The organism is Streptosporangium sp. LJ11 (assembly GCF_051918945.1).
Classification (GTDB): domain Bacteria; phylum Actinomycetota; class Actinomycetes; order Streptosporangiales; family Streptosporangiaceae; genus Streptosporangium.
This window is the reverse complement of record NZ_JBPXMB010000001.1, coordinates 53,099-75,636: the sequence shown is the minus strand read 5'-3', so window position 1 is coordinate 75,636 and position 22,538 is coordinate 53,099. Positions and strand designations below refer to the sequence as shown.

Annotated in this window: 17 protein-coding genes; 13 read left to right on the top strand and 4 right to left on the bottom strand. The window is 71.1% G+C overall.

The features are described 5' to 3' along the window. The first annotated feature begins 8 nt into the window (after window positions 1–8). The 13 genes from ACTOQ3_RS00375 (at window position 9) to ACTOQ3_RS00315 (ending at window position 18,262) form a co-directional block, all read left to right on the top strand. Window positions 9–842, top strand: a complete 834-nt coding sequence (locus tag ACTOQ3_RS00375) for a (Fe-S)-binding protein (RefSeq protein WP_440081310.1) — start codon at window positions 9–11, stop codon at window positions 840–842. Next, window positions 839–2,245: a lactate utilization protein B gene (locus ACTOQ3_RS00370; protein WP_440081309.1), complete on the top strand. Its 1,407-nt coding sequence runs from the start codon at window positions 839–841 to the stop codon at window positions 2,243–2,245. Before ACTOQ3_RS00375 ends, ACTOQ3_RS00370 begins: the two co-directional genes overlap by 4 nt. Then, window positions 2,242–2,943 (top strand): LutC/YkgG family protein, encoded by a 702-nt coding sequence (locus ACTOQ3_RS00365; protein ID WP_440081308.1) that lies wholly within the window; start codon window positions 2,242–2,244, stop codon window positions 2,941–2,943. The genes ACTOQ3_RS00370 and ACTOQ3_RS00365 overlap by 4 nt, the downstream gene beginning before the upstream one ends. Before the next feature lie 81 nt (window positions 2,944–3,024). Next, complete coding sequence (locus ACTOQ3_RS00360) at window positions 3,025–3,567, top strand: GNAT family N-acetyltransferase (RefSeq protein WP_440081307.1); 543 nt, start codon at window positions 3,025–3,027, stop codon at window positions 3,565–3,567. A gap of 342 nt (window positions 3,568–3,909) precedes the next feature. After that, window positions 3,910–4,737, top strand: coding sequence for a sirohydrochlorin chelatase (locus ACTOQ3_RS00355; protein ID WP_440065891.1), 828 nt, complete (start codon window positions 3,910–3,912; stop codon window positions 4,735–4,737). A gap of 105 nt (window positions 4,738–4,842) precedes the next feature. Continuing rightward, window positions 4,843–5,946 (top strand): nicotinate-nucleotide--dimethylbenzimidazole phosphoribosyltransferase, encoded by a 1,104-nt coding sequence (gene cobT / locus ACTOQ3_RS00350; protein WP_440081306.1) that lies wholly within the window; start codon window positions 4,843–4,845, stop codon window positions 5,944–5,946. Between the two features lie 153 nt (window positions 5,947–6,099). Beyond that, window positions 6,100–7,332, top strand: coding sequence for a uroporphyrinogen-III C-methyltransferase (cobA, locus tag ACTOQ3_RS00345; protein WP_440081305.1), 1,233 nt, complete (start codon window positions 6,100–6,102; stop codon window positions 7,330–7,332). Window positions 7,333–8,285: 953 nt separating this feature from the next. Then, window positions 8,286–11,051 carry a GTPase gene (locus tag ACTOQ3_RS00340; RefSeq protein WP_440081304.1) on the top strand — a complete coding sequence of 922 codons (2,766 nt, stop codon included), beginning with the start codon at window positions 8,286–8,288 and terminating at the stop codon, window positions 11,049–11,051. Continuing rightward, window positions 11,048–12,688 (top strand): GTP-binding protein, encoded by a 1,641-nt coding sequence (locus ACTOQ3_RS00335; RefSeq protein WP_440081303.1) that lies wholly within the window; start codon window positions 11,048–11,050, stop codon window positions 12,686–12,688. The genes ACTOQ3_RS00340 and ACTOQ3_RS00335 overlap by 4 nt, the downstream gene beginning before the upstream one ends. Before the next feature lie 256 nt (window positions 12,689–12,944). Continuing rightward, entirely contained in the window at window positions 12,945–13,877 is a 933-nt protein-coding gene (locus ACTOQ3_RS00330) for a single-stranded DNA-binding protein (protein WP_440081302.1), read from the top strand. A gap of 744 nt (window positions 13,878–14,621) precedes the next feature. Continuing rightward, window positions 14,622–15,920 (top strand): GGDEF domain-containing protein, encoded by a 1,299-nt coding sequence (locus tag ACTOQ3_RS00325; RefSeq protein WP_440081301.1) that lies wholly within the window; start codon window positions 14,622–14,624, stop codon window positions 15,918–15,920. 60 nt (window positions 15,921–15,980) lie between these two features. Further along, window positions 15,981–17,645, top strand: coding sequence for an energy-dependent translational throttle protein EttA (ettA, locus tag ACTOQ3_RS00320; protein ID WP_440081300.1), 1,665 nt, complete (start codon window positions 15,981–15,983; stop codon window positions 17,643–17,645). Between the two features lie 176 nt (window positions 17,646–17,821). Further along, a complete protein-coding gene (locus ACTOQ3_RS00315) occupies window positions 17,822–18,262 on the top strand; it encodes an acyl-CoA thioesterase (RefSeq protein WP_440081299.1) in 441 nt (146 codons plus the stop codon). 188 nt (window positions 18,263–18,450) lie between these two features. On the opposite strand, the gene ACTOQ3_RS00310 is transcribed toward ACTOQ3_RS00315, so the two are convergent. The 4 genes from ACTOQ3_RS00310 to ACTOQ3_RS00295 form a co-directional block, all read right to left on the bottom strand. Further along, window positions 18,451–19,992, bottom strand: coding sequence for a glycoside hydrolase family 13 protein (locus ACTOQ3_RS00310; protein ID WP_440081298.1), 1,542 nt, complete (start codon window positions 19,990–19,992; stop codon window positions 18,451–18,453). 180 nt (window positions 19,993–20,172) lie between these two features. Beyond that, window positions 20,173–20,571 (bottom strand): globin, encoded by a 399-nt coding sequence (locus tag ACTOQ3_RS00305; protein ID WP_440081297.1) that lies wholly within the window; start codon window positions 20,569–20,571, stop codon window positions 20,173–20,175. 19 nt (window positions 20,572–20,590) lie between these two features. After that, complete coding sequence (locus tag ACTOQ3_RS00300) at window positions 20,591–21,616, bottom strand: mechanosensitive ion channel family protein (protein WP_440081296.1); 1,026 nt, start codon at window positions 21,614–21,616, stop codon at window positions 20,591–20,593. A 481-nt stretch (window positions 21,617–22,097) separates the two neighbouring features. Continuing rightward, window positions 22,098–22,382, bottom strand: coding sequence for a hypothetical protein (locus ACTOQ3_RS00295; RefSeq protein WP_326643182.1), 285 nt, complete (start codon window positions 22,380–22,382; stop codon window positions 22,098–22,100). Window positions 22,383–22,538 lie beyond the last annotated feature (156 nt).

Genomic DNA, 22,538 nt, shown 5'->3' with positions numbered 1-22,538 from the left:
GGAGTGCCGTGCGCGTCGCCCTCTTCATCACCTGCGTGAACGACACACTGTTTCCCGGCACCGGGCGGGCGGTCGTCACGCTGCTGCGCCGCCTCGGATGTGATGTCGAGTTCCCGCGCGCGCAGACCTGCTGCGGCCAGATGCACGTCAACACGGGATACCCCGAGGAGGGCAGGCGGCTCGCGCGGCACTTCGTGGACGTCTTCGCCGGGTACGACGCGGTCGTCGCGCCGTCGGGATCGTGCGCCGCGATGGTCCGCGAGCAGTACCCGCGGCTCGCCCGCACTTCCACCACCCCCGCCATGGCCGGGTCCGGGACCCCGGGGGGCCTGATCACCAGGACCACCGGGACCACCGGGACCACTGAGGCCGCCGCGGCCGGAGAGGCGTCGGATTCCTTCGCCGCCGAGGTGGCCGAGATGGCGCCCAAGGTCCATGACCTCTCCGAGTTCCTCGTCGACGTCCTCGGTGTCACCGACGTCGGCGCCTACTTCCCGCACCGGGTGACCTACCACCCGACGTGCCACTCGATGCGCATCCTCCGGGTGGGCGACCGGCCCACCCGGCTGCTGGAGCAGGTCAGGGGGCTGGAGCTGGTCCCGCTCCCCGGAGCCGACGAGTGCTGCGGCTTCGGCGGCACCTTCGCGGTGAAGAACCCGGCGATCTCCGCGGCCATGTGCGCCGACAAGGTGCACAACGTCGCGACCACCGGCGCCGAGGTGCTGTGCGCCGCCGACAACTCCTGCCTGATGCACATCGGCGGCACCCTGAAGCGCCAGCGCACCGGCGTGCGGATCATGCATCTCGCCGAGATCCTCGCCGCCACGGAGGCCACCCGATGAGCGGCACCTTCCTGGGCATGCCCGCCTTCCCGGTGAACGCCGCCGCCGCCGTGCAGGACTCACAGCTCAGATACAACCTCCGCAAGGCCACCCACACGATCCGCGGCAAGCGGGCCTCCGCGGTCGGCGAGCTGCCCGACTGGGCCGAGCTCCGCCGGGCGGGCAAGGAGATCAAGGACCACACCCTGCGCAATCTGGAGCGCTACCTCCTCCGGATGGAGGAGGCCGTCACCGCGGCGGGCGGTCACGTCCACTGGGCGGCCGACGCCGAGGAGGCCAACAGGATCGTCGCCGGCCTGGTCAAGGCCACCGGCGAGACCAGCGTGGTCAAGGTCAAGTCGATGGCCACCCAGGAGATCGGTCTCAACGAGGCTCTCCTGGAGGAGGGCATCACCGCGTACGAGACCGACCTGGCCGAGCTGATCGTCCAGCTCGGGGACGACTGGCCCTCGCACATCCTGGTCCCGGCGATCCACCGCAACCGCTCGGAGATCCGCGAGATCTTCCAGGACAAGATGGCCGACTGGGGCCGCGCGGCGCCCGAGGACCTGACCGACGAGCCCCGCGCCCTCGCCGAGGCCGCCAGGCTCCACCTGCGCGAGCGCTTCCTGTCGACCAGGGTCGCGATCTCCGGCGCCAACTTCATGATCGCCGAGACCGGCACGCTGGTGGTGCTGGAGTCCGAGGGCAACGGGCGGATGTGCCTCACCCTGCCCGAGACGCTGATCAGCGTGGTCGGCATCGAGAAGCTGCTGCCGAGCTGGCGGGACCTGGAGGTCTTCCTCCAGCTGCTGCCCAGGAGCTCCACCGGCGAGCGGATGAACCCCTACACGTCCACCTGGACGGGCGCGGTCGAGGGCCAGGAGTTCCACCTGGTGCTGCTCGACAACGGCCGCACGAACGTGCTGGCCGACGAGGTCGGCCGCCAGGCGCTGCGCTGCATCCGCTGTTCCGCCTGCCTCAACGTCTGCCCGGTCTACGAGCGCGCCGGAGGCCACGCGTACGGCTCGGTCTACCCGGGCCCGATCGGCGCCATCCTCACCCCGCAGCTGCGCGGGACCGCCTCGGAGCTGGACGCGTCGCTGCCGTACGCCTCGACCCTCTGCGGCGCCTGCTTCGACGCCTGCCCGGTCGCGATCGACATCCCCGAGGTCCTGGTCCACCTACGCGGCAAGGTCCGCCACGCGCGTGCCGAGCGCATGGGCATGCGTGCCGCCGGGTGGGTGTTCGACCGTCCCGCGCGGCTGGCGCGCGCCCAGCGGCTCGGCGGCCGCCTGCGCAGGTTCGTTCCCGGGCGCCTGCCGGGACCGCTGTCGGCCTGGACCGATACTCGCGACATTCCCGACATCCCCGCCGAGTCCTTCCGCGACTGGTGGAACCGTACCGACGGAGGTGCCCGATGACCGCCGGAGCGGCCACCCCGGCGCCCGGACCCGGACGCTCGTCCGGTGCGGGTGGCGTCTCCGCCGACACGGGCGGCGTCTCCTCCGGCACGGGCAGCAGGGAGCGGATCCTGTCGAGGATCCGCTCCGCCGTGGCCGGAGCCCCCGACGTCGAGATCACCCGGGCCTACCGCACGTCACCGCCGGCCGATCCGGAGCGCGTGGTGGAGTTGCTCGCCGAGCGCGTGGCCGACTACCGGGCCGTCGTGCACGTGGTCGAGGCGGCCGAGGTGGCCGCGACGATCGCGGCGGCGCTGGCCCGCCGGGGCGCCACCCGGCCGGTCGTCCCGGACGGCCTGCCACCGGAGTGGGTTCCGGACGACCCGGTCACCGACGACCCCCCGCTGAGCGCGGCCGAGCTGGACGGGGTGGACGGGGTCGTCACCGGGTGCGCGGTCGCCATCGCGGAGACCGGCACCATCGTGCTGGACGCCGGGCCCGGGCAGGGCCGGCGGGCGCTGACCCTGGTCCCGGACTACCACCTGTGCGTCGTACGGGCCGGGCAGATCGTGGCCGGTGTCCCGGAGGCCGTCGGCAGGCTCGACCCCTCCAGGCCGCTGACCTGGATCAGCGGCCCCTCCGCGACCAGCGACATCGAGCTGAACCGGGTGGAGGGCGTGCACGGTCCGCGCACGCTGGAGGTCGTCATCGTCCGCTGAGCTCAGGCGTCGCTTGCGCGGGCGGGGCCGCTGGGATGAGGTTGGGGCCACACATCCCCCGGCCCCCGGCAAGGAGGGCGCGTGACCGCCTTCACACCCGATCCGCCGATTCTGACCGGCCGGCTCGTGATCCGGCCCTTCCGGCCCGCCGACGCCGCCCGCGTCCGCTCGGTGATCAAGGCGCGTGCCAGGTTCCTGCCGCCCGGCGCGCCCGGTCATCCGTCGGGTGTCTCTCAGTGGCTCTCCCACGGTGTGCACGAGCTGGGCCGTTCCGGCCAGGGCGTGCACCTGGCCATGGAGGCCGAGGAACTGGTCGTGGGGGCGATCAGCCTTTTCAGGACCCTCTGGGGCGCCGGGACCACCGAGGTCGGATACGGGGTGCACCCACTACACCGGGGCCGGGGCTACGCCACCGAGGCCCTGCTCGGCGTGGCGCGCTGGGTGTTCGAGACGACCGAGATGCGCAGGATCGAGCTTCGCGCCGACCTGGCCAACACGGCCTCCCTCCGGGTCGCGGAGAAGTCCGGTTTCGTCAGGGAGGGCGTGCTGCGCGCCGCCGAGCTGGGGGAGGACGGACCGCGCGACATCGTGGTGTTCGGAATGCTCAGAACGGATCTGTCCTGACACACGCCGGATTTTCGCGTCGCGGGCGGCGCGATGGAAGACCTGCCTGGTCGGGAGAGGTGAACGGGCCGGGCAGGGTGCGCGGGGCGTGAAACAGCGGCGTGGCCGTGCTGGACGTCTCCCGCGAGCCTGGCTACCGTGCCATGGCGTGTGATCCGGATGGCCCGGCCGGTGAGGGAGCATCGCCCGCCGCCATCGGCCCGATCCTCGCGGCCCGTCACACCCGCGCGAGAAAAGACAGAATTTACCGATCCGTTACCTGTCCATGTGGTGCCGTCATCGGATATTGTCGCGAGTCGCCACTGCGTAACCCCAGGTCAAGGTCATTGGAGTCCTGTTTCCATGAAACCGCCGCTGCTGCTCATCGGGCAGGGCTCGCACGACGACAATGGATCTGCTGAATTCGGTAGGTTCATTCATCGACTCCGCTGTCGCCTGGACCAGACGGCCGCGGACGTCTCCGGCGGCTACATCGCCAGGGCCAGGCCGCGCCTCAGCGACTCGGTCGCCTCCCTGGTCGCGCGCGGGCACCACCGGCTGGTGGCCCAGCCGATGAGTCTCACCGGCGACGTGTGGCTCGGCGCGGACATCCCCGCCGCGATGGCTCGCGAGCAGGAGAGGCACCCCATGCTGACCTGCGACTACGGCCGCCCCCTGGGCTCCGACCCCCGCATCCTCGCGCTGCTCGCCGAGCGTCTGGCCGACGCGGCCGCCGAGGTCGCCAGCCTCCGGCTGGTCCCGGCCGCCGCCGGGGCGCTCGACGAGGAGCCCGAGCACATCGAGATCGGCGAGACCGCCGTGGTGCTGGTCGGCGACGGCTCCACCAGTCCCGAGACGAACGCCGACGTGCACCGGGTCTCGCGCCTTTTCTGGGAGACCCACGCCCACGAGTACATGACCGTGGAGACGGCCTTCGTCTCCCTCACCCCGCCCGGCGTCCCCGGCGGCATCGAGCGCTGCCGCCGCCTCGGCGCCAAGCGCGTGATCGTCGTCCCCTACCTGCTGTTCGCCGGTGGCCTGCTCGACCGCGTCTGGGCGCAGGCCATGGCCTACGCCGCCGGCCACTCGAACCTGGACGTCCGCTGCGCCGACGTCATCGGAGACTGCGAGGGCCTGGCCGACGTGGTCATCGAGCGTTACGAGGAGGCGCTCAGCGGTATCGCCTGGTGATCCCCTCCATGGGTCGGGCGGGGCCGATACCGGATGCCCCCGGTGGCCCTGTGCGGTCTTTTCGCGCTTTTTCCGAAAAGTCGCTTCTCAAGGGAGACTGATCACATGACCACCCTTGAGGAGACCATCGCGGCGATCCGCCCCGCGGATCCGGCGGCCGTCGCCGAGGCCCGCGCCCACCAGGACCGCCTGACCAAGCCCCGTGGCGCGCTGGGCGCCCTGGAGGACGTGGCGGTACGGCTGGCCGGAGCCGCGGCGGTCAGCCCGCCCCCGCTCCCGGTTCCCGCGGCTCTGGCGATCTTCGCCGCGGACCACGGAGTCCACGCCAGGGGCGTGACCCCGTGGCCACGGGAGGTCACCCTGCAGATGGTCGGCAACTTCCTCGCGGGCGGTGCCGTGGCCAACGCCTTCGCGGCCCAGGTCGGCGCCTCGGTGACGGTCGTCGACGTGGGCGTGGCCGCCGACCTCGACCCCGCGCCCGGCCTGACGATCAGCAAGGTCGCGTACGGCACGGCCGACCTGTCCAGGGGGCCGGCGATGACCCCGGAGCAGGCGATCGCGGCCCTGGAGGCCGGGATGGCCGTGGCCCGCGACCTTGTCGAGGGGGGTGCCCGCTGCCTGGTCACCGGGGACATGGGCATCGCCAACACCACCGCCTCGGCCGCGCTGATCTGCGCGTTCACCGGTCACGACGCGGCCGTCGTGACCGGCAGGGGCACCGGTGTCGACGACGAGACCCTGGCGCGCAAGGTCGAGGTGGTCCGCGAGGCCCTCCGGGTGAACGGCCTGGAGCCCGAGTGGGACGGCGCCTCCGGGACTCTCACCCCGGTCTCCGGGGTGCCCGCCCTGGAGACGCTGGCCGCGGTCGGCGGCCTGGAGCACGCGGCGATCGCCGGGTTCGTCCTCGCCGGGGCCGCTCTTCGCGTACCGGTCATCCTGGACGGTGTCATCGCGGGGGCGGCGGCGCTGGCGGCGGCGGCGCTGGCCCCCGACGTCGTCGACCACTGCGTGGCGGGACACCGTTCGGCCGAGCCCGGCCACGCGGTCGCCCTGGACCACCTCGGGCTGCGTCCTCTGGTCGAGCTGGAACTCCGGCTCGGCGAGGGCACCGGCGGCCTGCTCGCCCACCCTCTCGTCTGTGCGGCGGTCAGGGTGATGCACGAGGTCGCGACCTTCGATTCAGCCGGTGTGACGGACAAGGAAGCCTGATCTACGGAAGTCTTGAGTCGAGGGGTTGACAGCGGTCAACTCTTTCTTGACAGCTGTTAACACGGGAGCAGCGAAGAGAGCACTGTTAGCCGGTAGGTTTACCTCTTAGCACGCCATGCTTCACAATTCCTCGCGAACGGGAGATCTGTCGCCATGTCGCCCTACCTGCTTGGCCTGCGCCTCTCCGGGCGGCGAGTGCTCGTCGTGGGTGGAGGACGCGTCGCCCAGCGGCGGGTGCCGGCGCTGCTCGACGCGGGCGCCCTGGTCACCATCGTCTCGACGAGCGTCACGCACGCCCTCGACGACCTCATCGCGACAGGCCGGGTGACCTGGGAGACCAGGCGCTACCAGGTCGGCGACGTCGACGGGGCCTGGCTGGTGCAGGCCTGCACGAACGACCGCGCGGTGAACGCCGCGGTGGCCGCGGAGGCCGAGGCCAAGCGGATCTGGTGCGTACGCGCCGACGACAAGGACGCCTCGGCGGCCTGGACCCCGGCCAGCGGCAAGGTGGACGAGATCAGCGTGGCGATCACCGCGGGAGGCGATCCCCGCCGCGCCGCCGGGATCAGGGACGCCGTCGTCGGAGCCCTCAGGGACGGTACGGTCGACGCCAGGCGCAACCGCACCAAGCCGGTGGGTGTCGCCCTGGTCGGCGGCGGGCCCGGCGACCCCGGCCTGATCACGGTCCGCGGGCGGCAACTGCTGGCCCAGGCCGACGTGGTCGTCGCCGACCGCCTCGCCCCGCAGGCCCTGCTCGACGAGCTCTCCCCGGACGTCGAGCTGATCGACGCCGCGAAGATCCCCTATGGCCGCTACATGGCCCAGGAGAGGATCAACGAGCTGCTGGTCGAGCACGCCAGGCAGGGCAAGTTCGTGGTCCGGCTCAAGGGGGGCGACCCGTTCGTCTTCGGCCGCGGCGGCGAGGAGATGCTCGCCTGCGCCCGCGAGGGCATCCCGGTCATCGTGGTTCCCGGCATCACCAGCCCGGTCGCGGTGCCCGCCGCCGTCAACGTGCCCGTGACACATCGCGGGGTGAGCCAGGAATTCCACGTGATCTCCGTACATGTTCCGCCGGGCGACGAGAGATCCACCGTCGACTGGCCCAATTTGGCCAGATCCGGCGGCACGCTGGTGCTTATGATGGCGGTCGAACGGATCGAAGTGATCGCCGAAACGCTGATCCATGACGGACGTTCGCCGGAAACTCCCGTAATGGTGGTACAGGACGGTACTCTTCCGACCCAACGCGCTCTTTACGCCACGCTATCCACCGTGGCGGAGCGCGTGAGCGCGGCCGGGATTCGGCCACCTGCGATCGTGATCGTCGGCGATGTCGTGAAGGTCGGCCAGGAGGTCGAGATGGTTCGAGCGGAGCGAGTACCGTGAAATCGGCGTCCAACAGGCCCCCCCACTCGGGTGGTGGCCGTGACCCTCGCCTTGCCGGCACCCCCCAGGAGCCACCCGACGACACCTCGTCGGATGACAAGGAATCCCCCGGCGAGCAGACGGTGACCTTCGGCGCCATCCGCGCCGACGACGACGCGGCCTCCATCCGCGCGCGCGGACAGTCCCCCGTGCCCCAGCCTGGGACGGCCGCTCCCGCCGCGCCTCGGGGCCGGGCGGCGGGGCCCGCGGTCCCGGGTGGCGTGACCGGTCCCGCCACGCCCGCGGGCAGAACGGCGGGCCCCGCCGGGCCAGGCCGGCCAGGTGGTTCCGCCGGTTCCGCGCCCCAGACCGGGGCGAGCGACCCTGCCTCCCCGCCCGCCCCCGAGGAGGCGATGGAGGCCTTCCGCGCCGCCGCCGCCGCTGCCCAGGCCAAGATCGAAGCCATCACCACCTCCCGTGAAGCGGCTCCCAACCCCACCTCCCCACGCGCCCAGGGCGGTCGTCCGGCGAGCCCCTCACGGGGCGGCCCCGCCGCGGCACCCGGCAGGGGTGCGCCCGCTTCGCGCGGGGGTGTGCCCGCTTCGCCCGGTGCGGCCCCCGGTCAGGGCACTCCCACCTCCCCGGGTGCCCGCGGGGGTGCGCCCGCCTCGCCGAGCGCCTCGCGCGGAGGTGCCCCCGTCCCGCCGGACGTCTCCCGTGGAGATGCGCCCGCCTCGCCCGGTGTCGTCTCCGGCCCCGGCACCTCTCACGGCGCCCCCGCCTCTCACGGTGTCCCGGCCTCGCCGGGTGCTTCTCGAGGAGGCGCCCCCACGGCTCCTCCGGGCGTTTCCCGAGGACAGGGTGCTCCCGCGGGGGATTCTCCGGGCGCCTCACGCGAGGGCACCGCCCCCGGCGCGCTTTTCCGCCCGGGTGCCCCTGTCCCGCCGAGCGTTCCTCGCACCGGTGGCCCCGCCATGCCCTCCTCCGGTGCTCCCGGTGCTCCTGCCTCCCCGGCCACCCCCGGTGCGGCCTTCCGCCCGGGGGCTCCTGCCTCTCCGAACGCTCCCCAAGGTGGTGACACCGCCGGGGCCGCGCCCGGTGCTCTTTTCCGCCCGGGCGCCCCTGTCCCGCCGAGTGCCCCTCGTACCGGTGGCCCCGCCTTCCCCCCGCCCGGCACCGCCGGAAGCGACACCCCGAGCCCCGCTCCTCGGGAGGCCCCGAGTCCCGCCTCCAGAGAAGGCATCGACGCCTCCCGTACGGCCGACGAGGGTCTCTCCCCCCGGTTCGAGAGCGGCGGCCCCGGCGGCGAGGACGAGCGGTCCCAGGCCGAAGGCGCCCCGCCCCTTCGCGCGAGCAGGACCGGGGAGGAGCGGGATGAGATCGTCGTCCTCGGCACGACCCCGCAGGAGCGACGCGACGAGTCCGAGGACGGCGCGGAGAGCGGCGGCAGCACGCCGGGCACCGGCCAGGTCGAGGGCGAGGCCGGGCGGCGGCCCCTGATCGCCGGAGAGGGCGGCAGGACCGGCGACACCTCGCGGGCCGACGACGCTTCCCGGTCCGGTGCCGAGGGCGCCCGAAGCGACAGCGGTGGCTTTCTCGCCTCCCAGGACGAGGACGGGCCCGCTGAGATCGACGACGGCAGGTCCCGCCGCGGCGCCGAGGCCGTTGACGCTGAGACCGGTGACGCGGCCCCGCAGGCCGGTGACAACGCTTCGCGGACCGGCCGGACCGGCGCCGAGGCCGGGCACGACGCCGGCCCCGCCGGTATCGACGACGAGGCCGAGCGCGGCGGTGAGGTCCGCCGCGATGCCGGTACCGACGGCACCGGGGCCATCGGCCGCCAGACCGCGAGTGAGGCCGAGCCCGCCGGCTCCTCCGAGAGCGCCGACGAGGCGCGGGACGAGGACGAGGGCGACGACGCGGCCGGTGACGAGGTCCGGGACGAGACCGGAACCACCGACGGCGGCACGGAGGCCGACAACGAGAGGATCGGTGGCGAGGACGACGAGGCCCCGGACGGGAAGGACGCGGGGTCGCCGGGCGGCCGGACGCGGGAGACCCCCCTTCCCGAGGCCGTCTCCGAGGCGCTGAGCAGCGCGCTCACCGCCGTACGCACCGGTGTCACCGACCTCAGCTTCGGCCTGGACCTCCCCGGCGCGGACGAGGCCAGGCGGGTCCAGAGCGAGATCCTGGCCCAGCTCGACGACTACGTGATCCCTCGCGTCCACACGAGCACCGCGCCCGCCCTCGTCGTGGTCGCGGGCTCCACCGGCGCGGGCAAGTCCACGCTCCTCAACACCCTGGCCAACGCCAAGGTCAGCGCGACCGGCGTGCGCCGCCCGACGACCGGAACGCCCGTTCTGGCCTGCCACCCCGACGACCACGAGTGGTTCGCCGAGGGTGACCTGCTCGGCAGCCTCCGGCGGCTCAGCGAGCCCGACCCCGAGGGCGCCTCCGGAGGCCTCGTGCTCGTCTCCACCGAGCGCCTCCCTCCCGGCGTGGCACTGCTCGACACGCCGGACATCGACTCGGTCGTCGAGGAGCACCACGAGATCGCCCACCGCATGCTCGACGCGGCCGATCTGTGGATCTTCGTCACCACCGCCGCCCGGTACGCCGACGCCCCGGCCTGGCGACTGCTCCGCCTGGCCAAGGAGCGCGGAGCCCGCCTGGCCATCGTGCTCTCCCGGGTTCCGCCCAGGTCCCAAGAAGTGATCAGCAAGCACTTCGTCAGGATGCTCACCGAGTACGGTCTCGGCGAGGTCGACCGGTTCGTCATCAACGAGAGCAAGGTCACCGACGGGATGCTTCCCGATCACGAGGTGAGCGAGCTGCGTCTCTGGCTGACCGAGCTGTCGGTCGACGACCGGCGCCGCGCGCAGGCCGTACGGGCGACCCTGGACGGAGTACTGAACAGTTTCCGCACCCGTGTCCCCGCGCTGGCCAAGCAACTGGAGGTCCAGGTCGCCTTCCGCAGGGACCTCCGCGGTGACGTGGACGGCGCCTACGCCCGCGCGCTGGCCGAGATCGACAAGAGCACCGGCGACGGTTCGCTGCTCCGGGGCGAGGTGCTCGCCCGCTGGCAGGACTTCGCCGGGTCCGGCGACCTCATGCGTACCCTCCACCTGCGCAGACCGAGTCGTTTCGGCGGCAAGGCGAGCCAGCAGGCGCCTGAGCGGCTCAGCGCCCTGAAGTCCGCGCTGCGGGCGGGGCTGGAGTCGGTGGTCGTCTCGGCGGCGCACCGGGCCGCGGAGGAGGCCGCCTCGCGCTGGCTGAACCGTCCGGGCGCGCAGGAGGCCCTGGCGTCGGCACCCGGTCTCGGCCGCGCGTCCGACGAGCTCCTGCGCAGGACCGGCCGGACCATCGCGGCCTGGCAGGAGCACATCATCGAGCTGATACGCACCGAGGGGGTGACCAAGCGGTCGGTGGCCAGGGTGATCTCGTTCGACGTCGAGTCCCTGTCGCTGATCCTGACCATCGGGCTGCTCGGTTACGGCTCCTCGGACGCGCAGAACGGCACCGGGGCGCTACCGCAACGGCTGGTGCACGCGCTGCTCGGCGCGGAGTCGCTGCGCAACATCGGCGTGAAGGCCCGGAGCGATCTCCGAGCCCGGATCGGCATGCTCTTCGACGACGAGATGGCGCGTTACACCCAGACTCTCGACGGTGCGGGCATACCTGACGAATCCGCCGCCACCCGCCTTTACCAGGCAACGTACAACCTTGAGGTCGCCCGATGAGTGTTGGCACCACCCAGTCACGCCAGGGTCTCGGCAGCAGGCTCGCCGCGCTGGCTCGGATCGTGGAGCTGGGGCCGGGCAAGGTCGAGCCCAAGCTCCTCGCCGACTCGGGTCAGCTGCTGCTGCGCGCCGGTGACAGGCTCAAGCTCTCCTCCGACCACACCGTGGTCGCGCTCGCGGGGGGTACGGGCAGCGGCAAGTCGACACTGTTCAACTCGATCTCCGGCCTGGAGCTGTCGCCGACGGGGGTACGCCGCCCGACCACGGCCCGTACGCACGCCTGTGTCTGGGGTCTGGACGGCGCCGGCCCGCTGCTCGACTGGTTGCAGATCCAGTGGCGGCACCGCTTCGCGCGGGCCAGCGCCCTGGACCGGGGCGAGAGCCAGCTCCACGGGCTGATCCTGCTCGACCTGCCCGACCACGACTCCATCCGGGCGCTGACCGACACCGAGGCCGACCGGCTGATCCAGGTCGCCGACCTCGTCGTGTGGGTGCTCGACCCGCAGAAGTACGCCGACGCCTCCACGCACCGGCGCTACGTGACCGATCTGGCCGGGCACGAGGCAGTGACGATCTTCGTGCTCAACCAGGCCGACCGGCTCGACCGGGAGGAGCTGGCCGAGTGCGTCGCGGATCTGGACGGCCTGCTCCGCCGCGAGGGGGTCGAGGACCCCGTGATCGTCACCACCTCGGCGATCACGGGCCGGGGCGTCGACAACCTCAAGGGCGTCCTCGCCGAGACCGTTTCCAGGCGCAGGGCCGCGACCCAGCGGCTGGAGGCCGACCTCGGCCGGCTGACGCTCCGTCTCACGAAGATCATGCCCGTCGACGGCGCGTCCGCTCCACCCTCCTCCATCGACGACGCCCGCAGGATCGGGCTCACCGACGCCCTCTGCGACGCGGTCGGCGTTCCCGCGGTCGGCGAGGCGATGGAGAACGTGTACGCCGCGAGGTCCGGCGAGTGGGTCGGCTGGCCCTACACCCGCTGGGCCGCCAAGCTCCGTCCCGACCCGTTGAACAGCCTGCGTCTGGGCGATCTGCGAGACGAGATCCACGGCCTGACCGGCGGTTCGGTGAGCGCGCAGCCCGCCGAGGTGGAGACCGCAGTCCAGGCGCTCACCGACGGCCTGAGCTCGGGCATGCACGAGGCGTGGCAGAACGGGATCAGGGACGCCGCGCGTTCCCGCTCCTCGCAGCTGCCGGAGGTGCTCTCCGAGGAGCTGTCGGAGGTCGCGCCGCGGCTGGACAGGGTTCCCGGCTGGTGGCGGTTGCTCCTGGCCTGGCAGTACTTCCTGGTCCTGCTCTTCGTCGCGGGCCTGGCCTGGGTCGGTACGGCTCTCACCTACGGCGTGTTCGGCGCAGGGAGCCCGCCGGAGGGGTTGGAGGTGTTCGGCGACGCCGCCTCGCTGCCGTGGGTCGGATTGATGATCTTCTCCGTCCTGGGGCTCGGCCTGCTCACCGCGATGGCCAGCCGCAACTTCGTCGTGCTCGGCGCGGGCAACGAGCGTGACGCGCTGGAGCGCGAGATGCGCCGCAGGGTCGCCGGTGTCGCCGAGAGCATGGTGATCGAGCCGGTGGAGCGGGAGCTGACCCGCTATAACGAGTTCTATTCAGCCATGCGAGGCCTGCGCGGTTGATCCGCCCTTCTTCTCCTCGCACAGGGGTGACGCCCCGTACAGAGGTGAGCTCCGCGCAGGGGTGACGCCCCGTACAGAGGTGAGCTCCGCGCAGGGGTGGGTCTCACTCAGGGGTGGTTGAAGCCGGGTCGTCCACAGTTTTCGCAGGCGTCCCGGGCTTGTCCACAGAGCGCGATTCGGTAATCCGTGCGGGGGGTGGGCCGGGCCATCGTGTCCTCATGCCGCCGGCACTCAGCCGGCTCTCATGGGAGGCACGATGAACGACATCTACGTCACGCTGACCGGTAACGTCGCGGCCCCGCCGCGCCAGCACACCTTCCCCGACGGTTCCCGGGTGACCTCGCTCAAGATCGCCTCAACGAGCCGTTACTTCGATCGTGAGAACCAGCAGTGGCGCAATGGTGAGACGACCTACTTCGGCGTCCGCTGCTTTCGCGGGCTGGCCGACAACGTCGCGCAGTCGGTCCATCTGGGCCAGCCGGTAGTGGTCCAGGGACGCCTGCGGATCCGCGAGTTCGCCCACGAGGGGGAGCGCCGGTTCATGCCCGAGGTGGAGGCCAACTCGCTCGGTCACGACCTGCGCTGGGGGCTCGGGAGTTTCACCAAGCCGCAGCGCGGCGGGCCGGTCGCGGCTCTCGGCAGCGCGGAGCGGATCGAGCTCGACAGGGAGACCTCCGACTGGGCGATGAGCGGTGGCGCCCCTGTCGCGGCCGGGGCCGTCGGTGCCCTGTCCCTGCCGAAGGCCGGCTTCGGCGACCCGAAGACCGGCCTCGACGACGAGACGTCCACGCCGCGCGAGATGGAGATCACGCTGGGCGGCGAGGCGGCCGGAGATGGTGCGATGTCCGGGGACATCACCCATCTCGGGGGCATCACCCATCCCGGAGACGTCGTCGAGCCCCGAGACGCCGTCGACCGCCGGGAAGGTGCCGATCCCGGAGAGGCCGCCGGGGTTCCACCACGCGGGGCGGATCACGAGCCCGCAGGGAAGGAGCCGGTGGAGGGAGAGACCGTGGCGAGGCGAGGGAGGGCGGGGAAGGGCACACCGACGAGGCGGCAGGACGCGGGGGGCAGGAGAAGCCCGGGCACGGGGGAGGAGACGGCCGGGGGTGTGCCGGGTGCGATGAGGATCCGCCCGGATGCGAGCGATGAGACGCCCTGGCCGACGCGGGAGAGCGTGGCGGCCTGAGCCACTTTCCACTGGGGGGCCCGGCCGCCGGCAGGCCCGGGCCGCGGGCCTCCCAGTGGACCGGTGTTCAAGCCCGGAGCACCGGTGTGGGAAGCGTCCGAGGTGAAGCCGAAACGAGCGAGAGGCCGATGCCGGCAGGGTCGGGACCAGAGGGTGAGCGCGGGCCCGTACGAAGGGCTGAGCGTCGGCCCGGACAGGGGCGATACCGGTTCGGGTAGGGGTTATGTCGGTTCGAGCGGGGAGCCGAGCGGGGGCGGATGACCACGAACCGGAGGAGGGCGGGAAGGACCGGAAGGAGGCGAGGCGGAGGAGAGGAAGAGACGGAGGTGAGGAGCAGGAGAGGCGGAGGAGAGGAACGGGGAGAGGCGGGAGAACGGGGGTGAGGGTTCTGCCTGGAAAGCGCGTCTGACGGAGCAGAGGCCTCGTGGTGAGGGGGCCTGGTGCGGGCGGAGTGAGGGGGCATCGGCCGGACGCGGTCGGTGTCTCGCCGCGACAGCGCGGCGACGCCGAGATAACCGGCCGATGGTCTTGCCCGTGTCAGATGCCGAGACACCTGTTAGGTCCAGGTCACGCCCCGCAGCATGGCTTGCTCCTTTCCCACACGGCCCGCTCGCGAGCGAGCGGTTTCCAAGTCGTGGGTCAACCGGTGGGCTGACTCACTCTGCCAAAGGTAGCGGTTACCATCGCGCGTCGCACACTCCGCAACTATTGTGTTACACATCGTTAGTCGGAGAGGGGGACGACATGGCGGCTCCCAGCCACACCTCGGTCAAACCGCGCGACGGCATGACACCCTTGGTCGATCGGTGGCCCCTGCTGGGGCAGCGTCGCCCGCTGGTCGGCTACCTCTGCGGGCTGGTGGTGCTGGATCTCGTCGCGATCGTGTTTTTCTCGATATCCGGTGTTTTTCGCTGGTCCGATGTGCTGACCTTCACCGCGCTGATGGTGTGCGGAGCCGTGTGCATCGAGGCGACCCGGAGACTCGGCATGCCCGCGGGCGTCTACCGTGATCTGCTTTCCGCCTGGTGGCTGCCCGCCGCGCTGCTCCTCCCGCCCCTCTACGCGCTCCTGGCGCCCATCCCGCTCCAGTTCCTGCTGCAGAAGCGGGTGCGCGCGACGGTGGTCTACCGGCGGGTCGTCAGCTCCGCGGCGATCGGCCTGGCCGGATGCGCGGCCTCCCTGCTCTTCCACGCCGCGGTCGGCGACCTGAACGCGCTGACCAGGGGTGAGGGAGGACCGATCGTGGTGGCCATCGGCTGCGCGGTCCTGTTCACGGTGATCAACACCGCGCTGATCGCCGTCGCCGCGCACACCGCCGACCCCGACAGTCGCTGGCGGGAGGTCCTGTGGAACCGGGAGAGCCTGCTCCTCGACGTCGTCGAGCTCTGTCTCGGCGTCCTCGTCTCCATCACCTGCGGGCTCAACCTGGCCCTGCTGGTCCTGGCGCTGCCGCCGGTGGTGCTGCTGCAGCGCAGCCTGCTGCACGCCCAGCTCCAGGCGGCGGCCCGCACCGATCTCAAGACAGGTCTGCTGAACGCCGCGGCCTGGCAGCGGGAGGCCGACACCGAGATCGTCAGGGCGCGTCGCACGGGGGAGACGCTCGCGTTGCTGATCGTCGACATCGACCATTTCAAGAGGGTCAACGACACCTACGGCCACCTGATCGGCGATCAGGTGCTCGTCGGGGTGGCCGACACCATCCGCAGCCAGCTGCGCGACTACGACGTGGTGGGCCGGTTCGGCGGCGAGGAGTTCGTCGTCCTGCTGCCCAGGGCCGACGTGACCGAGGCCCGCAGGGTCGCCGAGCGGCTGCGTTCCCGGGTGGGACGGATGGCGGTTCCCGCCGACGAGAACATGATCACCGTGACCATCTCGGTCGGTGTCGCGATCATGAGTGTGCACGGAGACGACCTGATCGAGCTGCTCGCCGCCGCCGACCTCGCTCTTTACCGTGCGAAGGAGCTCGGCCGCGACCAGATCTGCCTGCCCGCCACCGTCGTGCCCCCGGCCCGCCGGCCAGGATCCGACGCCACTCCCGGCTGAACTCCCGGACCCTGTCCGAGGCCGCCCCTAGCTGAACTCCCCAGGCCCTAAACTAAAGGCATGCCGGAGTACATCTACACACTGCAGCGCGTGCGCAAGGCGCACGGCGACAAGGTCGTCCTTGACGACGTGACGCTGTCGTTCCTGCCGGGCGCCAAGATCGGTGTCCTGGGTCCCAACGGCACCGGAAAGTCGACGCTGCTGAAGATGATGGCGGGCCTGGAGCAGCCGTCCAACGGCGACGCCCGGCTCATGCCCGGCTTCACCGTCGGCATGCTTCAGCAGGAGCCCCCCCTCAACGAATCCAAGACCGTCCTCGGCAACGTCGAAGAGGGTGTCGCCGAGACCAAGGCGATGCTCGACCGCTTCAACGAGATCGCCGAGCTGATGGCCACCGACTACAGCGACGAGCTCCTCGACGAGATGGGCAAGCTCCAGGACGCCCTCGACCACCGCAACGGCTGGGATCTCGACAGCCAGCTGGAGCAGGCGATGGACGCCCTCCGCTGTCCCCCGCCGGACGCCGAGGTCACCCAGCTCTCCGGTGGTGAGCGCCGCCGGGTCGCCCTCTGCAAGCTGCTTCTGGAGCAGCCCGATCTGCTGCTGCTCGACGAGCCCACCAACCACCTCGACGCCGAGAGTGTCCAGTGGCTCGAGTCGCACCTGGAGAAATACCCGGGCACCGTCCTGGCCGTCACCCACGACCGCTACTTCCTGGACAACGTGGCCAACTGGATCCTGGAGCTCGACCGGGGCCGCTGCCATCCCTACGAGGGCAACTACTCCACCTACCTGGAGGCCAAGGCGGCGCGGCTCAAGCTTGAGGGCCAAAAAGACGCCAAGCGCAAGAAGCGCCTGGAAGAGGAGCTGGAGTGGGTCCGCTCCAACGCCAGGGCCCGCCAGACCAAGAGCCGGGCGCGTCTCCAGCGCTACGAGGAGATGGCCGCCGAGGCCGACAAGCACCGCAAGCTCGACTTCGAGGAGATCCAGATCCCGCCGGGCCCGCGCCTGGGAACCACGGTCATCCGGTCCGAGAAGCTCACCAAGGGCTTCGAGGAGCGGGTCCTGATGGAGAGCCTCTCCTTCGACCTCCCGCGCAACGGCATCGTCGGCATCATCGGCCCGAACGGCGTCGGAAAGACGACCCTGTTCCGGATGATCACCGGCAGCGAGACGCCCGACAGCGGCGAGATCGTCATCGGCGACACCGTCAAGATCTCCTACGCCGACCAGAGCAGGGGCGGGATCGACCCGTCCAAGAACGTCTGGGAGGTCGTCTCCGACGGGCTCGACTACATCAAGGTCGGCCAGGTCGAGATGCCGTCCCGCGCCTACATCGCCGCGTTCGGGTTCAAGGGCCCGGACCAGCAGAAGAAGGCGGGCATCCTGTCCGGCGGAGAGCGCAACCGGCTCAACCTGGCGCTCACCCTCAAGCAGGGCGGCAACGTGCTGCTGCTCGACGAGCCCACCAACGACCTCGACACCGAGACGCTCTCCAGCCTGGAGAACGCGTTGCTGGAGTTCCCCGGCTGCGCGGTCATCACCTCGCACGACCGGTGGTTCCTCGACCGCATCGCCACCCACATCCTCGCCTGGGAAGAGGGCTCGAACTGGTTCTGGTTCGAGGGCAACTACGCCGACTACGAGAAGAACAAGATCGAGCGCCTGGGTGCCGACGCGGCCCGGCCGCACCGCGTCACCTACCGCAAGCTCACCCGCGACTGATCCCGGTCCCGGAGACCGCTCTGGTCTCCGGTCCGGGGCGCCGCACCTGACAGGGGCCCGCCCGCGACGGGTGTGGCCCGGGCCCGGTGTGGTCCGGTCGTGACAGGCCGCGCTTCCGACGAGCCCCCGATGCCCCGCCGTACGGCGGGCACCGGGGGCTCGCTACGGTTTCGGGTGTGTTTGGACAGAGCATCGTGGGCGGCGTCGGCCGTGGCCATCGGCATGTGTTCCCCAGGTCCGTCAGGTTCGCCGACATCGACTCGCTGGGACACGTCAACAACGTGCGGTTTCTCGATTATCTGGAGGACGCGCGGCTTGCGCTGTTCCATGTCGACCCTCACCGCGAGGGCAACGAGCCGTTCAAGGGGCTCGTGATCGCCCGGCACGAGGTCGACTATCTACGTCCCCTCACCTTTCGCCCCGATCCGGTCCGGGTGGAGTCGTGGGTGACGGAGATCCGGCCGGTGCGGTTCACCCTCGCGTACGAGATCCGCGACGATGAGGAGATCTTCGTCAAGGCCCGCTCGGTGCTCGTGGCCTACGACGTGGCGAGCGCCTCCCCCCGGCGGTTGAACCAGGATGAGCTCGCCTATCTGGGCAGGTTCGCCGAAGCCTGAGGTCTGAGGCCTCAGGACGGGGAACAGGGAGCAGGGCGAGGGCCGGAGGTGTGCGCCGCCCGCCCCTGGAGTGCCCGCCGTTCCTCCTCACGGAGCGGCCCGCCACCCCCGCTGCACGTCCGTGGCGTGCTCGTCTGTCCGGTGCGCGGCCGTCGCCCGTCACGGGCGACGGCCGCGCGCCGGGAGCCTCAGGCGTCGGGGGTGTACAGCCAGGCCGCGGTGTCCGGCAGGAGCAGGTGACCGTCCACCGGGGCGCTGCCGATCAGGACGCGGTCGTGCGGCGGCAGTTGCACCGGTTCGGAACCGCAGTTGATGACACAGGTCAGGGGGCCTCGGCTGAAGATGAGGGCGTCCTCGGGGGCGTCCAGCCAGGTGATCTCGTCGGGCAGCGTGCCGCGCAGCTCGCGGCGGGCGCTCAGGGCCTCCTGGTAGAAGCTCAGCGTCGAGCCCGGATCGTTCGCCTGACGCTCGGCGGAGAGCACGACCCACTCGACCGGCTGGGGCAGCCAGGGCCGTGTCCCCTCGGGCGAGAAGCCGTAGGGCTCGGCCACGCCGGACCAGGGGAGGGGGACCCGGCAGCCGTCACGGCCGGGCAGCTCTCCCTTGGAACGGGTGAAGATGGGATCCTGGCGGGCCTCCGGGGGAAGATCCTTCACCTCGGGGAGGCCTAGTTCCTCCCCCTGGTAGAGATATGCCGAGCCAGGTAGGGCGAGCATGGCGAGCAGGGCCGCCCGGGCACGGGAGAGGCCCGTCGTGGAGTTGGTCAGGCCGTTGCCGTACCGGGTCACGTGGCGGACCACGTCGTGGTTGGAGAGCACCCAGGTGGGAGCGGTCACGGCGGCCAGCGTGTCATCGATGACCTTCTTGAACGCGGGCCCCGACCAGGGCGCCTCCAGCCAGGCGAAGTTGAAGCTCTGGTGCAGCTCGTCGGGGCGGACGTACAGTGCGAGATCCTCGGCGGAGTCGGTCCAGACTTCGCCGATCGCCATCCGCTCGCCCTCGTAGGAGTCGAGCACCTTGCGCCAGTCGCGGTAGATCTCGTGCACCTCCGGCTGCCCCCAGATCGGCGACACGGCCTTGAACGCCTGTCCCTCCGGAGGGGTGTCCGGCAGCCCTTCGGACTTGTACAGGCCCATCGCCACGTCGATCCTGAACCCGTCCACTCCCCGGTCGAGCCAGAACCGCAGCACGTCCAGGAACTCGGAGTGCACCTCGGGGTTGCGCCAGTTGAAGTCGGGCTGCTCCGGGGCGAAGAGGTGGAGATACCACTGCCCGTCGGGTGTCTTGCTCCAGGCCGGGCCGCTGAAGGTCGACTGCCAGTTGTTGGGCGGCAGGTCCCCGCCGTCGCGGAAGATGTAGCGGTCGCGTCCCTCGCCCCGCAGCGCGGCCTGGAACCACTCGTGGGCGGAGGAGCTGTGGTTCGGAACGATGTCGACGATCACCCGCAACCCGAGCCGGTGCGCCTCGGAGACGAGCTCGTCGAAGTCGGCGAGCGTGCCGAAGAGCGGGTCGACGTCGCGGTAGTCGGCCACGTCGTAGCCGCCGTCGGCCATGGGGGAGCGGTAGAAGGGGGTCAGCCAGATCGCGTCCACGCCGAGTTCGGCGAGGTACGGCAGGCGCTGCCTGATGCCGGGCAGATCGCCGACGCCGTCTCCGGAGGCGTCGGCGAAGCTGCGAACGTAGATCTCGTAGACGACGGCGTCACGCCACCAGGGGGTTTCCATGTGCATGGATTGCCCCCGCTCCGCGGTGTTTATGCGTCGCGACCCCCGACCATGCGGTGTTCGTGCGCCGGGGGCGTCGACCATGCGGTGGTCCGCGCGTCAGAGGCTCCGACCATGCGGTGGCTCATGCGTCGGGGACCCTGATCATGCGGTGGTCCGCGCCGGGAACCCCGGCCACGCGGTGATTCACGCGTCGGGGGCGTTGACCATGCTGTGCGCCGCGTACACGAGATAGTCCCAGAGACGCTTTTCCAGGTCGTCGGGGAGCTCCAGGGAGACCACCGCGTCGTGCATGCGCCGGAGCCACGCGTCGCGCTCGGCCGAGCGGATGACGAACGGATTGTGCCGCATCCTCAACCGGGGGTGGCCGCGCTGCGTGCTGTAGGTGTTGGGACCGCCCCAGTATTGGATGAGGAACAGGCGGAGCCGTTCCTCGGCGCCTTCGAGGTCGTCCTCGGGGTAGAGCGGCAGAAGGACCGGGTCGGCCGCCACCCCCTGGTAGAAGTGGTGCACCAGACGCCTGAAGGCCTCCTCGCCGCCGACGGCGTCGTAGAAGGACTGGGGTTCCTCGGGGGTAGCGGACACGTCTCCAGCCTAATTGACGTCAGGCGGCGATCGTGATGTCGGCCCGGTCGAGGGCGGACTTGATGCGAAGGCGCAGCTCGCGGGCGACCTCCGCCTGCCGGGAGGGGATGGTCTTGGCGCTGACCCGGAAGATGATGGCGGTGTCGGAGATCTGCTCGATGCCCCAGACCTGCGGCTCCTCGACGATGATCGAGTCGCGGAAGGCGGGCTCGTTCCACATCTCGTCGGCGACCTCCTTGAGCAGGTCGCGGACCACCGGGATCTCGGAGGCGTAGGCCACCGGCACATCGACCGTGGCACGTGACCAGCCCTGCGACTCGTTGCCGACCCGGGTGATCGTGCCGTTGCGGATGTACCAGACCCGGCCGTCGGCGTCGCGCAGGCGGGTGATGCGCAGGGTGACCGCCTCCACGGTGCCGACCGCGGCGCCCGCGTCGATCACGTCACCCACGCCGTACTGGTCCTCCAGGAGCATGAACATGCCGGCGATGAAGTCCTTGACGAGCTCCTGGGCGCCGAAGCCGATCGCCACGCCCAGGATGCCGACGCTGGTCAGCAGGGGGGCGATGGGGACGGAGAGGCGTTCGAGGACGGTCAGCACGGCGGTGCCCAGGATGATGATCGAGGCGATGTGCCTGAGCACCGAGCCGATGGTCTCCGCCCGCTGCCTGCGCCGCTCGGCCACGATCGCGTCGAGGCCCTCGGGGGTGACCGTCTCCCTGCCGCGCAGCCGCCCCGCCAGGGACGCGCGCTCGGTGGACGCCCTGCGCACCACCCGGCCGATCAGCCGGTGCGCCACGTTGCGCAGGATCAGCGCGATGACCACGACCAGCGTGATGGCGATCAGGCCCGCGATCACGGGGGCCACCCAGTCGACGGCCGCGGGCACGAGCATCTTCACGAAGTCGCAGACTACTCCCCCGCCGTCCCCGCATCCCCGTGTTAAGCCCGCGCTCGCGTCGAGAAGGTTCTCGACGACGACTCCCGCATCTGAGGTCGGGGTGGCGCTGGGGGTGGGGGCGGGCGTGGGGGAAAGCAGGAACACGGAGTGGATCCCTCTCGGATCGGATCGACCGGCGGACCGGATGAGTCATGCGACCCACCCATATTGCCGATCGAACCGGCCTCCGTCACATCACGCCGGGGAAGACGGGGACATCCTGGTCTAGGGCCGCGGGGGCGGACCCGGATGCCCCGGTGACGGGCGGCCCGGACGGGACACGCACCCGGAAGCGTGTCCCGTACCGTTCCCGAAAGGGATCCCTCCGGTCACCGCCCGGACGAGATACCGGACGGCAGCCTGTGCTTTACAGCAGTTCGTGGGCTTCGGCTCGCGGGAGCCTCCGCGTTCCGGCCGCGTTTTCGAAGTTTCCGCAGGTGGGAGTTCGCGCGTGTCGGCCGGACGATTCGGAGCCGGCGGGGTGCCCAGCGTCCGAGGACGCTCCGCACCGGTCACCCCGCCGACTCCGTCGAGCCGCGGCAGGCGCGGCACATCGGGCGGGTGAAGGCCCGTTGTGCCGCTCACCTCACTCTCCTACCGCGGCGAGTACGCGTGCGACCTTGGTCGCGGCACCGGCGGGATCTTCCACCGTGTGCATTCGTTCACCCCAGGACCACCAGTAATACCAATCCCGATGGCTGGGGGCGGCCTGTGCCCGGCAGGTGACGTTCTCCGCCAGGCTGGTCGCCTTCGGATTGATCACACGCACGAACGCACGGCCCGAGTGGGTCCGCACCACACGGGCGTGCAGCCCGCGGCAGTCAAGCTCCGTCACCAGCCGCTCAAGGTGCCGGAAATCGTCCTCACCCACCTCGTCCCTCCTCGTGGTCTCGGCTTGCCGGCACCGAATCGTGTTCGTTCGATCACGCTTACGGTGCTGCTCGCCAAAGATGACTCACGGTGGCCCTACGGGTCAATTCGGGGAAAACCCAGTTCAGGGTGGGCGATGTCCCAAGTAGGTTGAAAG

Excerpts from the sequence above, each read along its gene's own strand:
- cobA (WP_440081305.1), top strand. The coding sequence starts at position 6,100 with ATGTCGCCCTACCTGCTTGGCCTGCGCCTCTCCGGGCGGCGAGTGCTC.
- ACTOQ3_RS00335 (WP_440081303.1), top strand. The coding sequence starts at position 11,048 with ATGAGTGTTGGCACCACCCAGTCACGCCAGGGTCTCGGCAGCAGGCTC.
- ettA (WP_440081300.1), top strand. The coding sequence starts at position 15,981 with ATGCCGGAGTACATCTACACACTGCAGCGCGTGCGCAAGGCGCACGGC.
- ACTOQ3_RS00340 (WP_440081304.1), top strand. The coding sequence starts at position 8,286 with ATGCCCTCCTCCGGTGCTCCCGGTGCTCCTGCCTCCCCGGCCACCCCC.
- ACTOQ3_RS00370 (WP_440081309.1), top strand. The coding sequence starts at position 839 with ATGAGCGGCACCTTCCTGGGCATGCCCGCCTTCCCGGTGAACGCCGCC.
- ACTOQ3_RS00365 (WP_440081308.1), top strand. The coding sequence starts at position 2,242 with ATGACCGCCGGAGCGGCCACCCCGGCGCCCGGACCCGGACGCTCGTCC.
- ACTOQ3_RS00330 (WP_440081302.1), top strand. The coding sequence starts at position 12,945 with ATGAACGACATCTACGTCACGCTGACCGGTAACGTCGCGGCCCCGCCG.
- ACTOQ3_RS00355 (WP_440065891.1), top strand. The coding sequence starts at position 3,910 with ATGAAACCGCCGCTGCTGCTCATCGGGCAGGGCTCGCACGACGACAAT.
- ACTOQ3_RS00325 (WP_440081301.1), top strand. The coding sequence starts at position 14,622 with ATGGCGGCTCCCAGCCACACCTCGGTCAAACCGCGCGACGGCATGACA.
- ACTOQ3_RS00310 (WP_440081298.1), bottom strand. The coding sequence starts at position 19,992 with ATGCACATGGAAACCCCCTGGTGGCGTGACGCCGTCGTCTACGAGATC.
- cobT (WP_440081306.1), top strand. The coding sequence starts at position 4,843 with ATGACCACCCTTGAGGAGACCATCGCGGCGATCCGCCCCGCGGATCCG.